Source organism: Wohlfahrtiimonas sp. XWW7, assembly GCF_056716055.1.
Map to the genome: position 1 here is coordinate 1087127 of NZ_CP168032.1, position 13865 is coordinate 1100991.

Genomic DNA, 13865 nt, shown 5'->3' on the forward strand with positions numbered 1-13865 from the left:
TAGTTATATGAATCAATGACTAATGTCGCTGTGAGAAAGCTTGGCGATTATAAAGAATAGTCTTTATCTTTAAAAGAATTAACTTATATTAATAAAAATTAACAATGATATTTAAATTGATGTGCATAAAAAAGCCATTTTGAAATGCATCAGAAAGGCTGAATAATTCAGTTAAATTAATTATCGTTACGCGGTTTTCTTGTTTAAGTTTTTGGATTCATCGACAAACAATAATGCCAAAATACCAATCACTGTAACTGCCGCTGCAACATAGAAACTCGCATTCAAATTACCTGTTTTTTCAGCGATGAAACCTGTCATCCAAGGCGCTAAGATAGAGCCACACATTCCTAAGAAGTTATATAGACCAAATGCTGTACTTAATAGAGATTTCGGTACATTTTCAGCGGTTAATGCCAATAAAACTGGGTTCAAGCTGATTTTACCAATGAAGCCGTAAAGCACTAACACACATAACAATAAGATATTTTGTGGATTGGTTGCTAAGCCCAAGATTGTTGAAGTTGTGGTGCTATTGTCTAAATTACCCGAATAAACGATACCGAAGATGGATAACAATGATAAAGGCAACATGAACAATGCAACGGCTTTACGTTTGCCTAAGCGGTCAGAAACCCAACTGAAGAAGATTGTACCGATGATGGATAACCAAGGAACTATAGATGCAACACGGCTCGCAACAGCTTTATCCATACCGCGTTCCATTTCTAGATAGTACGGTAACCATGTAATGATCACGAAAAAGCCATAGATTGAACAGAATATAGCGATGTAAGCCATCACAAGATTGCGGCGTTTAAATAGAGATAAAAAGTCCGCTAATGTAATGCCTTTCTTTTTTTCCGTTGTGGCAGTTTGTGCTGTATTAACGTTGTTCACTCTCTCTTTGATGAAGAATAAAATCAATAGAGCGACAACAAAGATTGGTATTGCCATATAAACGAAGGCCATTCGCCAATCGTTACCTGCATTGAAAGAGCGGCTTGATACTTCATAACCTAAGGCGATACCGAATGACATACCAGCGCCAATGATCGCGCTGCCAACGGCTAAATGCTTTGGCGGAATGGCTTCAGATGATAATGCATATTGTGGACCGTAATAACTACCTTGTGCAGCACCTGCAATCATCCAAAAGATAATGAACATTGCGTATGAATTAGCAAAATAAACCATTGCAACAAAAAGTGCGTAGATCATGAAGCCGATGACTAATACACGTTTTCTACCAATGATATCGCCCACAATGCCTGATGGCACTTGTAAGCCTGTATAGGCTAAATAGAAAAGGCTCATAATACCGCCAACAGCAGCAGCGCCAATGCCGTATGTTTTGCCGATCTCGCTCATGACAGGGCTAACTAACATTCGACCTGCATAGATAAAGACCCAACCTAAGAAAAAGACGGCGACAGCCACCATCCAATATTTACTACTGACGTTTGGGGATTGTTGTGTTGAACTCATAGAAAGCTCTCCTTAAAAACGTAACATTAAGTGGGATAACTATGCTCAATGTAGTGTTGTCCGAAGGAGAAAGATTTGACTTAAGTTAGGTTTCAAAGATTGCAATAAATTTGTTGTCAATGTCCTTCAATTGATCGAAGAAATCTATCTTCACGGCGTTTCTCATCAAAAAATTTAAGCCAATCTTTTAGCATTGACTGAAAATTTAAAACAGCCTGAATTTCATGACATTTATCACTATTATATTCGGGAAGCATGTTACTTTTTGATTGTGCAATGCCACATCCTAATTGTGATATGGCACACTTAAATTTAGGTACATTTAAACGAGGTACTCAAACTATGATCCATTCTTTTGTGAAGAAAGGCAGCTTTCAGGATTCAGTTAGCTTGATGTTGATTTCACGCAAGCTAAGTGAACATCCTGATGTCGAAGAAATTTCAGTCATGATGGGAACACCAGCCAATAAAGACTTATTACAAGCAACAGGTTTCTGGAGCCCAGAATTTGATGAAGCAACGCCTAATGATATTTGCATAGCGATTAAAGCAGAAACAACAGATTCAAGCATTGTAGATGTTATTGTTGCAGCGTTGGAAGAAGAATTAGCAAACTTAGCAAAGAATCAAGGTGGTGGCGGTAAACGAATTCCAAAGGCGAGACGTTTGGACTCAGCCTTACAAAGAATGACCGATGCCAATACATTGTTGATCTCTATTGCGGGTGAATATGCAGCGGACTTGACAGATTCAGCATTGGATCGTGATTTGAACGTGATGATCTTCTCAGACAACGTAACATTAGAGGATGAGATTCGTTTAAAGCAAAAAGCAGCGGATAAAGGTTTAATTGTGATGGGCCCTGATTGTGGTACAACTATGATTGCAGGCTCTCCATTGGCATTTGCTAATATTATTCCTGAAGGTAATATTGGCGTTGTGGGTGCATCGGGTACAGGTATTCAAGAGCTATGTTCACAGATTGCACTAGAAGGGCAAGGCATTACTCACGCTATTGGTTTGGGCGGTCGTGATCTATCTGTGGATGTCGGTGGCACAAGTGCAATGACAGCTTTGGATATGTTGGCAAATGATGCAAATACTAAAGTGATCGCTTTTGTATCGAAACCACCAGCAGAAGAAGTGCGCCAAAAAATTATTCAGCGAATGAAATCTATTAATAAGCCAGTTGTGGCATTGTTTTTAGGTAGCAAAATCGATCAGCCAAAAGATGGCAATGTTTACTTGATCAATACGATTGATAAAGCAGCGCGTTTAGCCGCTGAATTATCAGAAGTAGAAAAAGATTATGAAACAATGAAACCTGTGCCTAATAGAAAAATCTTGGGCTTATACACAGGCGGTACATTAGCAGCAGAAATTGCATTAATTTTAGCGGAAGGCTTGAATGCAGAGATCGATGCTAAGCATGATAAAGGCACAATGTTAGATGCGGATGGTCATAAAGTTGTGGATCTCGGTGATGACTTTTATACAGTTGGTCGCCCACATCCAATGATTGATCCATCATCTCGTCAAGAAGAGATCATGAAGTTAGCGAAGCGCCCTGAAATTGGCGTTGTGTTGTTGGATGTTGTGTTGGGCTATGGTTCTATGAAGAATCCAGCAGAATCAGTTGCAACAGCTGTGATTAAATTGAAAGAAAAACGCCAAGAACCTATTAATTTCATTGCTACAGTCACAGGTACAAATCAAGATCCACAAGGTCGTGATAATGAAATTGCGATTTTGAAAGAAGCAGGCGTTACAGTTGTGAATAATTTACCAGAAGCTGCAATGTTAGCATTTGCATTGATTACGCCAAGAGCAGAATCGGGTGAGTTGAAACCTTATCCATTATTGGATGGTGTGAAAGTGATCAACGCAGGTTTACGTGGCTTTGCTGAAGATCTTCAAGCAGCTCAAACACCAGTTGTACAGTATCAATGGGCGCCTGTTGCGGGCGGTAATAAAAAATTAGCAAATATTCTCAAACATTTGAAATAAGAGGACCTAATTATGACAACTTTTGCAACAATTGATGAAGCGAACCAAGCAGTCGTTGAGCGCATCAAAGCGGCGCGTCCACGTTGGGTAAGTGTTATTCCAGCTCAAGAAGCTGTACCAACATTGGCTGAAGGCAAGAAGTTATTGCACGCAGGTCCTCCAATTCAATGGGAAGATATGACAGGCCCTGCACAAGGTGCTTGCGTTGGTGCTGCAATCTTTGAAGGTTGGGCGGAAGATGAAGCTGGTGCACGTAAATTATTGGATGCTGGCGAAGTAGAATTCATTCCATGTCATTCAGTGAATGCAGTTGGTCCAATGGGTGGTATTACATCAGCGAATATGCCAATGATCAAAGTTTATAATGCAGTGCATGATAACTATGCTTATTGCAATATCAACGAAGGTATTGGTAAAGTGATGCGCTTTGGTGCATTTGGCGAAGAAGTTCAGGTGCGTCATCGTTGGATGCGTGATACTTTGCGACCAATCTTGCGTGATGCATTGGCAGAAATGGAAGATGGTTTAGATATCACAGCACATATGGCACAAGGTGTAACAATGGGCGATGAATTCCATCAGCGTAACATTGCAACATCTGCATTATTGGCACGTACATTATCACCGATTATCTCTACTTTGGATTATCCAAAAGAGCAGATTACAGAAGTGATTAACTTCATGAGCATCACAGATCAGTTCTTTTTGAATGTTACGATGGCTTATTGTAAAGCTGCAATGGATGCAGGTGCACAAATTGAAGCAGGTACAATCGTGACAGTGATGAGCCGTAATGGTCGTAACTTTGGTATCAAAGTGAGTGGTTTAGGTGATCAATGGTTTGAAGCACCAGTTAATACACCGCAAGGTTTGTTCTTTACAGGTTATACGCAAGATGATGCAAACCCAGACATTGGTGACAGTGCAATTACTGAAACTTATGGTGTTGGCGGTTGTGCAATGATTGCGGCACCTGGTGTAACGCGTTTTGTCGGTGCAGGTGGATTTGAAGCGGCAGTTGAAACATCAGAAGAGATGAGTGAAATTTATGTGGATCACAACATGGCATTGCAAATTCCAACATGGGATTTCCAAGGCGCGTTGGTGGGCTTAGATCTTCGTTTAGTAGTGGAAACAGGTATTACGCCATTAATCAATACAGGTATTGCACATAAAGATCCAGGTGTTGGTCAAGTGGGTGCAGGTACTGTTCGTGCGCCACTAGCATGTTTTGAAAAAGCCTTAGTGGCTTTGGCTGAAAAAAATGGTATCTAATCATTTTATTGATTTTTAAATGATCATTTTAAAGCCAGCGAGTGACGACTCGCTGGCTTTTTTATATTATTTACACGAAGTTTGATGGAGAAGCTTGCATACAAACGTAGCAGATTGTATTTTAGCAAGTTATTATTGATGAATTATGAAGGAAGTTCCATGCTTGATTTAGAAATGATGCGTTCATTCATTCAAGTGGCGGAGATGAAGAGTTTCTCCAAAGCTGCTAGCAATTTGCATAAAACATCTGCAACCATTAGCTACAGAATTAAAATGCTGGAGGAAAGTGTTGGTGCTCAACTATTTAATAGAACGACACGAACTGTTGAGTTGACAGCAGCTGGCGAGCATTTATTAGAGCAATGCCGCGAATGGATTATGTGGCTGGAAAATATGCCTAAAGAGCTTCAACAGATTAATGATGGTATTGAGCCTAGCGTTAATATTACGATCAATAACTTGTTGTACGATGTTGAAGCTGTTACCGAACTATTAGTCTACTTAAATGGTTTATTCCCACAAACTCAGATCACGATTTCTCGTCAGATTTTTATGGGTGTTTGGGATCGTTTAATGTATGACAATCATCACATTGCCATTGGTGCGCCAGGTTCTGAATCATTGACGAATGTTATAGAATCTATTGATTTAGGTTCAATTTCTTGGTCGTTTATTGTTTCTAAGAATCATCCTTTGACACAACATAAAGGTCCGATTACAGAAGCAATGTTGCGTAAATATCCAGCGATCAATGTTGAAGATACTGCGCGCAATATACAAAAACGCACAGCATGGTTATTGAAAGGGCAGAAAGAGATTAAAGTACCTAATATGTCCACTAAAGTGGCGTGCCATTTAAAAGGTTTAGGCATCGGATTTTTGCCAACAACAATTTGTCAGCCTTATGTTGAAAAAGGTGAATTGGTGGAAATTCAGATCGCAACTCATCGCGTACCTTCTAAAATGATGTTGGCTTGGAATACAGAAATTAGCGGTAAAACAGTTCAAGCCATTATTGATTTATTTGAAGCGAATCATCCGATTGCTCAAGGTTTATTGAAGAATATTGATTTACCAGCAGGTCATACAAATTAAGGAAAAATAATGTCAGATTTTGAACGTAATTGGGATATTTATTTAAATCATTATCGTCCCGATGTTTTGTTCCCAGAAGTTACACAGCCACAAAAAGCGAGTCGATTGATCACATCTCTTTTAGATGTTGCAGATGAGTTTGATGTGCTGTTGTTAGATGGTTTTGGCGTATTGAATGTAGGTGCTGATACTATTGAAGGCATGCCAGAAATCATTAATGGCCTAATGGCAAAAGGTAAACATGCATTTGTCTTAACCAATGGTGCAACCTATCCTGTGGCTAAAAATGCAGCACGTTACCCTAGTTGGGGTTATAACATTGCACCTGAAAATGTTGTCTCTTCTCGTAATGCGGTTGAGCATGCTATCCCTTCTCATCCTTTAAGTACTCGAGGTAAAACCTGGGGTGTGATCGGTGCGCCCGATTATGATCCTTCGACATTGAAAGTGAAATCTGTGTATTTGACAGAAGCAAATGTCGATGATGTGGATGGAATTATTTTCTTAGGCACAATGGAATGGTCTGCTGAAAAGCAAGTTTGGTTGCTGGAATCTTTATCTAAAAGACCTCGTCCAGTTTTAATTGGTAATCCTGATGTATGTGCGCCATTGATGAGTGCATTCACTGTGGAGCCAGGCACATATGTGCTAGAGATTAAAGCTATTGATGGCGTGGATGTACATTTCTTTGGTAAGCCATTTCAGCTTTGTTATGCATTGAGTTTTAATAAAATTTTAGAAACTGTCGGTAATGTCAAACCTGATCGTGTATTGATGGTGGGTGACACATTGCACACAGATATTTTGGGTGGGAATACATTTGGCATGAAAACAGCATTGATGGCTGATTATGGCTTCTTGCGTGGACGTAATCCTTATGATTTCATCGAAGAATCTGGCATTCAGCCTGATTTTATTGTGAGTCATCGTACATTTTAATGTTTTAATAGATTCAAATAAAAAAGCTCATTCTATGATTGAACTGCACCCCAAAAGTTGGACGTAACTTTGGGGTGTTTTTATATGGCGAAGTATTCTTTTGATTTCAAATTAAAAGTTGTTAAGTTTTATCAAAAAGGAAATGGATATAGCTCTACAGCTGATCATTTTAATATTGATCATTCCACCGTTAACAAAGTGGGTCAAGGCCTATCAATATCATGGTCAATCAGGGATTCAGCCAAGAACAACAAAACTATCTTATTCTGCTGAATTTAAACATTATGTATTGAAGTTTATGTCAGATCATTATTACTCTGCCCGCGAAGCGGCTTCATATTTTAATATTCCAGCATTTACTTCTATATTAGAATGGCAAACTCTGTTTAAAGAAGGTGGTTTGAGTGCACTTGAACCACGTCAAAAAGGAAGACCTAAAAAGATGAAATTGCCCAAAAAACCTGATAATCGCACTGAACAAGAAAAGTTGATAGATCAACTTCAAGCTGAATTAGCCTATCTTCGTGCGGAGAATGATGTGTTAAAAAAGTTTCAGGAATTGGACGAGAAGGAAGAAGCGCTCAGGCGCAAACAATCATCGCAGAAGATCTCAAAGTAAAGCATTCATCGTTACTGAAAATCATGAATCTAGCCAGAAGCACTTATTACTATCATAAGGCAGTATTGGCTAAGCCTGATTCAGATGAAAGCCTTAAAGCAAGGATAACAGCCCTTTTTCATGAGCATAAAGGTCGATATGGTTATCGTCGCATCACTGCGATATTACAAAAAGATTTCCCCATTAACCATAAAAAAGTTCAAAGAATCATGCGATTACTGAATCTTAAATCTTTAGTAAGACCGAAGAAATACCAATCTTATAAAGGAAAAGTTGGAAAAATAGCGAAGAATATTTTGAAGCGTAATTTTAAGGCTCAAAGGCCCAACCAAAAATGGGTAACAGATGTCACAGAGTTTAAAGTGAACGGTGAAAAGCTGTATTTATCTCCGATTTTAGATCTATATAATCAGGAAATTATTAGCTATGAAGTTGCTAAAAACTCCAAATATGAGTTGGTGGGTAAAATGCTGAATAAGGCATTGAAGCATTTAAAGTTACATAAGAAAGGACGCAAGAAACTGATTTTACATTCTGATCAAGGTTGGCAATATCAAATGAAACAGTACCAACAATCTTTAAAAGATCACAAAGTTAGACAAAGCATGTCACGCAAAGGCAATTGCTATGATAATGCTGTGATTGAGAACTTCTTTGGTGTTTTGAAATCAGAGCTATTTCATGTGAAAAAATTTGAATCTATCGATCAATTAGAGAAAGAGATTCATGAGTACATCGATTATTACAATAATGATCGAATTAAGCTCAAACTAAAAGGACTGAGTCCGATAGAATATCGAAATCAGTCCTTGTCTTTATAATTTATAAACTGTCCAAGTTTATGGGGTCAGTTCAGATCAGGATGAGCTTTTTTGTATTGATGGACATTGTTATTTAAAAGAAGCATGCTAATAGCAATATATTATGCTTGAATAGGTTCTATATATTTAGTTAATAGGGCGCCAGAGCTTTAAATGCCCGATATATTTTAATCTTTGTGTTGCAGTAAAAGTTGGAACATCATTGGTGCGCATATGTAATATATCAGCAGGTGTTATCCAAGATGCTTCGCCATCGAAGAGTGGAATTTCTGCATAATTATAGGCATCTAAGACAAATTGTGAGCAGAAGAAGCCGTTAGTTTGTTTTTTGCCCAATTGAGCTTTTGCTAATGTTTTTAAGCAAGTATTACGAATTGTTTCGGGAGCTAAAGGTATCTCGCAAATACGTTTAGTAATCATCCATGGTGTGAGCATGATGATGCCTTTGTAGTTATAGTCACTGTTGTTATTGTCCTCAGAGAACTTGCGGAGTTTTTTTGCATGATTGGAAGTTAAGCCTGATAGTCGTAAAACAGCCATATTATTGGATTCATTGATGGCTTGTTGTATAGGGATGATTCTTGTGCCACTGCCGATGGATTCTGCGACTTCTTCATTGCCTAAATATATGGAAACATGGCTAACATTACTTAGGCTTGCTAGGCGAATGCTCCATGATGTAATAGAGGAATTTCATGCTTATATTTAACCTAATCATTATTGTTATCAGTAAAATATACACGCATGTAAAGCTATATTCTAGGCAATAAAAAAGCTTGTTATTTATCAATAACAAGCTTTTTTATTAACTGGCGGAGCGGACGGGACTCGAACCCGCGACCCCCTGCGTGACAGGCAGGTATTCTAACCAGCTGAACTACCGCTCCAAGAGATCTGGAAGTTTTGAAGAAGTGGCGGAGCGGACGGGACTCGAACCCGCGACCCCCTGCGTGACAGGCAGGTATTCTAACCAGCTGAACTACCGCTCCGTTGTGTCTTCAACTTCAGAAGGATTTGCATTATACATAATAAAATTTGCTTGTCACATCTTTTTTACCATTAGAGCAATAATCGTGCAAAAAATATGTTTTGTTGATTATGCGTTTATCATTGAATCGACCACTTTAGCATATTGAAATATTGCTAACCATTTTATTTATTTGAATTTTTTTGTATTTCGGGCATTGCAATATGACAGAAACAATTTTAATCACAGGTGCATCAGGTTTTTTGGGTAAACGCATGGTACGTTTTTTACAAAGAACGAGCGATGCCTATTTATTGACCACAAGTCGACAGCAGGAGAGTTTTCCGAATCATTTAGTCCGTGATTTATCAGATGCAACGTCTGAGCTTACAGATAAAGTGGATACAGTGATTCATTTTGCAGGTTTAGGTGCACATAATTCTGGTGGTGAAGAAGATTTTCATAATGCAAATGTTACGATGACATTGCAAGTTGCAAAAGCTGCGATGGAATCTAATGTGAAGCGTTTTATTTTTATCAGCACAACAGATGTTTATGGTGCGGACAGTCAATCACCATTGGTTGAGTCAAGTTCTCTGAAGCCTAAAAGTGCTTATGCTCGTTCTAAATTGGCAGCAGAAGATGCATTGAAACAATTATATAAAGATAGCGAGATGAATTTGATCATCCTGCGTTTACCATTGATTTATCACATTGATGCTGTCAATGAGTTTGGGCAATATGTGAAAATGGTGAAGGAAAATCGTCCTTTGCCATTGGATAAAATTAATAATCAACGCACATTGTTGGCATTATGTAATTTTGAATCCGCATTGAATGCGCTGTTGCATCAGCCTGAAATTCGTAACGAAACAATGAATATTGCGGATAACATTAGTTTGTCCACAACCGAGATGATGAATGGCATTGCAGTTGCGGCTGTTGTGCCTATTAAACTCTTTTACGCGCCAAAGTTAATTGCTAAAGCATCATTGAAGTTAGCGGGTAAAACTCAGTTTTTTGAAAAATTTTGGGGAGATTTTCAAGTTTCCTCTGAATATGCTCAACAAAGATTGCAGTGGCAGCCTTCAGATAGCTATGTTGTAAATTTGTCAAAATAGTTTGAATTTCTGTTAAAATCTGCAATCACGATTGATCATAAAAATTAGAGGAAGTCATTATGAAAACTAGATCTCTTGCAGTGGGCGCGATGCTGATTGCATCATCTATGACTACAACCTATGCGGCATTGAATATCGCTAATATTGCGGAAGATAATACAGTTTCACTGACGTTGAATATGGATGAGAAACGCTTTGCAGTGACAGGCGGCTGCAATACGATCATCGGTGGTTTTGAAATCAATCAGCAGGATGAATTTTCAGCATCACGCAATTTAGCAAGTACATTGATGGCATGTAGCGAACCTTTAGAAAAAATGAGTGCTCGTATCCATGCATTTTTAGAAAATCAGCCAAAATTGATTCGCCAAGAGAATCATTTATATTTGGTTGGTACAATCACAGATGAGAAAGCAAGTGTTTATATGCCAGTGGTATTGGATCAAGGGCAATATAAAGATGTGAAAGCAGAAGTGTATGAACGAATTTTTGTTTATGTGTCTAACGAAAAAGTCCCTTGTCCATCGAATCCAGAAGCGCAGTGCTTACAGATTCGCAATGATAAAAATGAAGCATGGCAACCTTTTGAGGGCACAATTGAAGGATTCTCTCCTGAAGATGGCATCGCTTATCGTTTGCGCTTGAAAGAGTACAATAAAGGTTCTGAGAATCAGCGTTGGGTTTACGATATGGCAGTAGAGCAAGAAATCGTTCAATAATGACAACTTCCAATCAAGACGTAGAGGATTATCATTCTCTTATACTCAATGGCGCGCCTTTCATCGACGTAAGAGCGCCCATTGAGTTTTCTACTGGGCATTTGCCCACATCTATAAACCTCCCCATTTTATCTGATGAAGAGCGCGTTGCTGTCGGCACATGCTATAAGCAAAAAGGCAGAGATAAAGCAGTTCAGTTGGGTCATCAATTAGTCTCAGGGGAAAATCGTGATCATAAAATTGCGGCATGGCAGAAATTTTATCAACAAAATCCTGATGCTGTGATCTATTGTGCTCGCGGAGGTATGCGCTCTAAACTCACGCAAAGTTGGCTCAAAGAGATTGGTATTGAATTGCCTCGTGTGCATTTGGGTTATAAAGGATTAAGAAACTATTTATTATCTGTGCTGGAAGATGTCGAGCAGCATCCTATGCTGATTGTTAGTGGCGATACAGGCACTGGCAAAACAGAGTTATTGCAGAATTTTGATGCAATGATTGATTTGGAAGGTTTAGCAAATCATCACGGCTCTGCTTTTGGGAAAAACATTACTGCACAACCTGCGCAAGCTACGTTTGAAAACGTTTTGGCAGTTAATTTCGTACAGAAAAATCATCTGCCTGTTTGGTTGTTAGAAGATGAAAGTCGTAATATTGGCAAGGTTCATTTACCCGAAGCGCTTTATATCGCAATGGGCAAAGCGCCAATTGTTGTTGTGGAAGAAGCTTTAGAGCCAAGACTAGAGCGTATTTCTGAGCTTTATTTTGTAGAAATGTCACAAAAATATCGTGAAGTTTATGGCGAAGAACTAGGCTGGGATAAATATTGTGATTATCTCAAGCAAGGTTTATTTGCACTGCGTAAACGCTTAGGATTGGGTCGCTATGCTGTACTGCAACAGATATTAGAAGATGGTTTGATCCAACAAGCGTTGACAGGAAAAATCAATTTGCATCTTGATTGGCTCTCGATTTTACTAACAGAGTATTATGATCCAATGTACGAGTATCAGCTCAATAAGAAGAAAGAACGAGTGGTTTTTCGTGGGGATTATTCAAGTGTGCAAGATTTTATTCGGCATTATTCATAGGTAATATTGTGGGTATTTGTCGAGGAATTGTTGTGATTTGAGCAGGTTGGGGAATTATTTGATAAAATGTTTGCCATTTAATTTCCCCTAAATTTTGGTTGAAGGTTATTGGCATGTCAGAAAAGAAAGGCTCATGGTTTTCTCGTCTTTTTAAATCAGATAAGAAAGTAGAAGAAGCACCTAAGGTTGAAGAAGTTGTAGAAAAAGTGGTTGATGAGCCTGCGGTTGCCGATGACATTGCTGTGGATTCAGCTGTCTTGGCTGAAACCGTTGAACCTATCATTGAATTACAAGAAGATCATAAAGAAACAATTGCAGAGATCGAAAAAGAAGAGATCCTAGAAGCGGTTGCTGAATCTGTTGTGGAAGAAAAAGTAGAACAACACGAAGAAGTGATTGAATCAGTGCCTGAAGCGATTGCAGAAGTTAAGCAAACGGAAGATGAGATTGAGGCATCATTGGTTAAAACTCCCGTTGCAGAAACTGAAGTGGTAGCAGAAGAAGCATCGAGCGCACCAGAACTTAAAGAAGAAACTGTAGAACAACCTGCGGCATTAGAAGAAGCTGTGGCTGAGCCTGTGATTGCAGAGATTGAAAAAGAAGAAATTCTAGAAGCTGTTGCTGAATCAGTTGTGGAAGAGAAGGTTGAACAGCAAGAAACGGTTGTTGAATCAGTGCCTGAAGCCATTGAAGAAGTAAAAGCTGTTGAAGAAAATATTGAAGCAACAATCGAAGCGCCTGCATTTACAGAAGTTCATCAAGAAAAGCCAAAAACGGGTTTCTTTTCAAGATTAAAAGAGCGCTTAGGGAAAACTCGTGATGGCATTACATCAGGTTTGGCGGATCTGTTTGTGGGTAAAAAACAGATCGATGATGACATTCTAGAAGAATTAGAAACACGCTTATTGATGGCAGATGTTGGCGTTGAAGTGACACAGAAGTTAATCAAAAATATTACAGAAGAAGTTTCTCGTAAAAATTTATCGAATGTGGATGAGTTGTTATCGACATTACATAAGTCGATGGTTGAAATACTTAAACCTGTTGAGCAGCCATTGATTGCGAATAATGATGAGCATAAAACCTATGTCATCTTAATGGTTGGCGTCAATGGCGTTGGTAAAACTACAACGATTGGTAAATTGGCGAAAAAATTCCAAATGGAAGGTAAAAGTGTCATGTTGGCGGCGGGTGATACATTCCGTGCAGCAGCGGCTGAGCAGTTGAAAGTTTGGGGTGAGCGCAATAATGTGCCTGTGATTGCTCAGAAAGAAGGTTCTGATCCTGCATCTGTGATTTTCGATGCAATGGAATCAGCGAAAGCACGTAAAGTGGATGTATTGATCGCAGATACAGCGGGTCGATTACACACACAAGCAGGTTTAATGCAAGAATTGGCGAAGATTCATCGTGTGATGAAGCGCGTGGATGAAATGGCTCCGCATGAAGTGATGTTGGTTGTGGATGCATCGACAGGACAAAATGCATTAAATCAAGCCACACAATTTAATGAAATTGTGCCATTATCAGGGATTACATTCACTAAATTAGATGGCACAGCAAAAGGCGGGATTATTTTTGCCATTGCTGACAAACTAAAAGTGCCTGTGCGTTTTATCGGTGTTGGTGAAGCAATTGAGGATTTGCGTCCATTTGAGGCAGAAGGATTTGTTTCTGCAATTGTTGATCAAGCAAGTAGTCAAAAGTAATTACAGTCATACAG

General features: G+C 38.9%; 10 protein-coding genes, 2 tRNA genes and 1 pseudogene. 9 read left to right on the forward strand and 4 right to left on the reverse strand.

From position 1 onward, the window contains the following. Positions 1 to 186 precede the first annotated feature (186 nt). Positions 187 to 1488, reverse strand: coding sequence for an MFS transporter (locus tag ACA100_RS05290; RefSeq protein WP_481078930.1), 1302 nt, complete (start codon positions 1486 to 1488; stop codon positions 187 to 189). Between the two features lie 342 nt (positions 1489 to 1830). Here ACA100_RS05290 and fdrA point away from each other — a divergent pair, with 342 nt between their 5' ends. From fdrA to ACA100_RS05315, 5 genes and pseudogenes are all read left to right on the forward strand, one after another. Continuing rightward, positions 1831 to 3495: an acyl-CoA synthetase FdrA gene (gene fdrA / locus ACA100_RS05295; protein ID WP_481079105.1), complete on the forward strand. Its 1665-nt coding sequence runs from the start codon at positions 1831 to 1833 to the stop codon at positions 3493 to 3495. A 12-nt stretch (positions 3496 to 3507) separates the two neighbouring features. Then, complete coding sequence (locus ACA100_RS05300; protein WP_481078931.1) at positions 3508 to 4770, forward strand: YlbE family protein; 1263 nt, start codon at positions 3508 to 3510, stop codon at positions 4768 to 4770. A 159-nt stretch (positions 4771 to 4929) separates the two neighbouring features. After that, positions 4930 to 5865, forward strand: coding sequence for an HTH-type transcriptional activator AllS (gene allS, locus ACA100_RS05305; RefSeq protein WP_481078932.1), 936 nt, complete (start codon positions 4930 to 4932; stop codon positions 5863 to 5865). Between the two features lie 9 nt (positions 5866 to 5874). Beyond that, the gene (locus ACA100_RS05310; RefSeq protein ID WP_481078933.1) at positions 5875 to 6804 is read left to right on the forward strand and encodes an HAD-IIA family hydrolase; all 930 of its coding nucleotides are present in this window, start codon (positions 5875 to 5877) and stop codon (positions 6802 to 6804) included. Positions 6805 to 6888: 84 nt separating this feature from the next. Beyond that, positions 6889 to 8244: pseudogene (locus ACA100_RS05315) on the forward strand (IS3 family transposase). 126 nt (positions 8245 to 8370) lie between these two features. Here the strand turns inward: ACA100_RS05315 and ACA100_RS05320 are convergent. The 3 genes from ACA100_RS05320 to ACA100_RS05330 all read right to left on the reverse strand — a co-directional run bounded on the left by ACA100_RS05320 (position 8371) and on the right by ACA100_RS05330 (position 9233). Further along, positions 8371 to 8784 (reverse strand): C40 family peptidase, encoded by a 414-nt coding sequence (locus tag ACA100_RS05320; RefSeq protein WP_481078934.1) that lies wholly within the window; start codon positions 8782 to 8784, stop codon positions 8371 to 8373. 270 nt (positions 8785 to 9054) lie between these two features. Next, positions 9055 to 9131 (reverse strand) — tRNA-Asp (locus ACA100_RS05325). A 25-nt stretch (positions 9132 to 9156) separates the two neighbouring features. Next, a tRNA-Asp gene (locus ACA100_RS05330) sits at positions 9157 to 9233 on the reverse strand. 202 nt (positions 9234 to 9435) lie between these two features. On the opposite strand from ACA100_RS05330, the gene ACA100_RS05335 reads away from it, so the two are divergent. The 4 genes from ACA100_RS05335 to ftsY all read left to right on the forward strand — a co-directional run bounded on the left by ACA100_RS05335 (position 9436) and on the right by ftsY (position 13851). After that, on the forward strand, positions 9436 to 10332 hold the full coding sequence (locus tag ACA100_RS05335; protein WP_481078935.1) for an NAD-dependent epimerase/dehydratase family protein: 897 nt from the start codon (positions 9436 to 9438) through the stop codon (positions 10330 to 10332). Positions 10333 to 10391: 59 nt separating this feature from the next. Beyond that, positions 10392 to 11051 (forward strand): DUF4377 domain-containing protein, encoded by a 660-nt coding sequence (locus tag ACA100_RS05340; protein ID WP_481078936.1) that lies wholly within the window; start codon positions 10392 to 10394, stop codon positions 11049 to 11051. Beyond that, on the forward strand, positions 11051 to 12142 hold the full coding sequence (gene mnmH, locus ACA100_RS05345) for a tRNA 2-selenouridine(34) synthase MnmH (protein ID WP_481078937.1): 1092 nt from the start codon (positions 11051 to 11053) through the stop codon (positions 12140 to 12142). The genes ACA100_RS05340 and mnmH overlap by 1 nt, the downstream gene beginning before the upstream one ends. Positions 12143 to 12255: 113 nt before the next feature. Next, positions 12256 to 13851 (forward strand): signal recognition particle-docking protein FtsY, encoded by a 1596-nt coding sequence (gene ftsY, locus ACA100_RS05350; RefSeq protein WP_481078938.1) that lies wholly within the window; start codon positions 12256 to 12258, stop codon positions 13849 to 13851. Positions 13852 to 13865 lie beyond the last annotated feature (14 nt).

Bases quoted from the DNA above. Each gene is read 5' to 3' on its own strand.
- ACA100_RS05310 (WP_481078933.1), top strand. From the start codon at position 5,875: ATGTCAGATTTTGAACGTAATTGGGATATTTATTTAAATCATTATCGT.
- ACA100_RS05335 (WP_481078935.1), top strand. From the start codon at position 9,436: ATGACAGAAACAATTTTAATCACAGGTGCATCAGGTTTTTTGGGTAAA.
- ftsY (WP_481078938.1), top strand. From the start codon at position 12,256: ATGTCAGAAAAGAAAGGCTCATGGTTTTCTCGTCTTTTTAAATCAGAT.
- ACA100_RS05300 (WP_481078931.1), top strand. From the start codon at position 3,508: ATGACAACTTTTGCAACAATTGATGAAGCGAACCAAGCAGTCGTTGAG.
- ACA100_RS05290 (WP_481078930.1), bottom strand. From the start codon at position 1,488: ATGAGTTCAACACAACAATCCCCAAACGTCAGTAGTAAATATTGGATG.
- ACA100_RS05340 (WP_481078936.1), top strand. From the start codon at position 10,392: ATGAAAACTAGATCTCTTGCAGTGGGCGCGATGCTGATTGCATCATCT.
- ACA100_RS05320 (WP_481078934.1), bottom strand. From the start codon at position 8,784: ATGGCTGTTTTACGACTATCAGGCTTAACTTCCAATCATGCAAAAAAA.
- mnmH (WP_481078937.1), top strand. From the start codon at position 11,051: ATGACAACTTCCAATCAAGACGTAGAGGATTATCATTCTCTTATACTC.
- fdrA (WP_481079105.1), top strand. From the start codon at position 1,831: ATGATCCATTCTTTTGTGAAGAAAGGCAGCTTTCAGGATTCAGTTAGC.
- allS (WP_481078932.1), top strand. From the start codon at position 4,930: ATGCTTGATTTAGAAATGATGCGTTCATTCATTCAAGTGGCGGAGATG.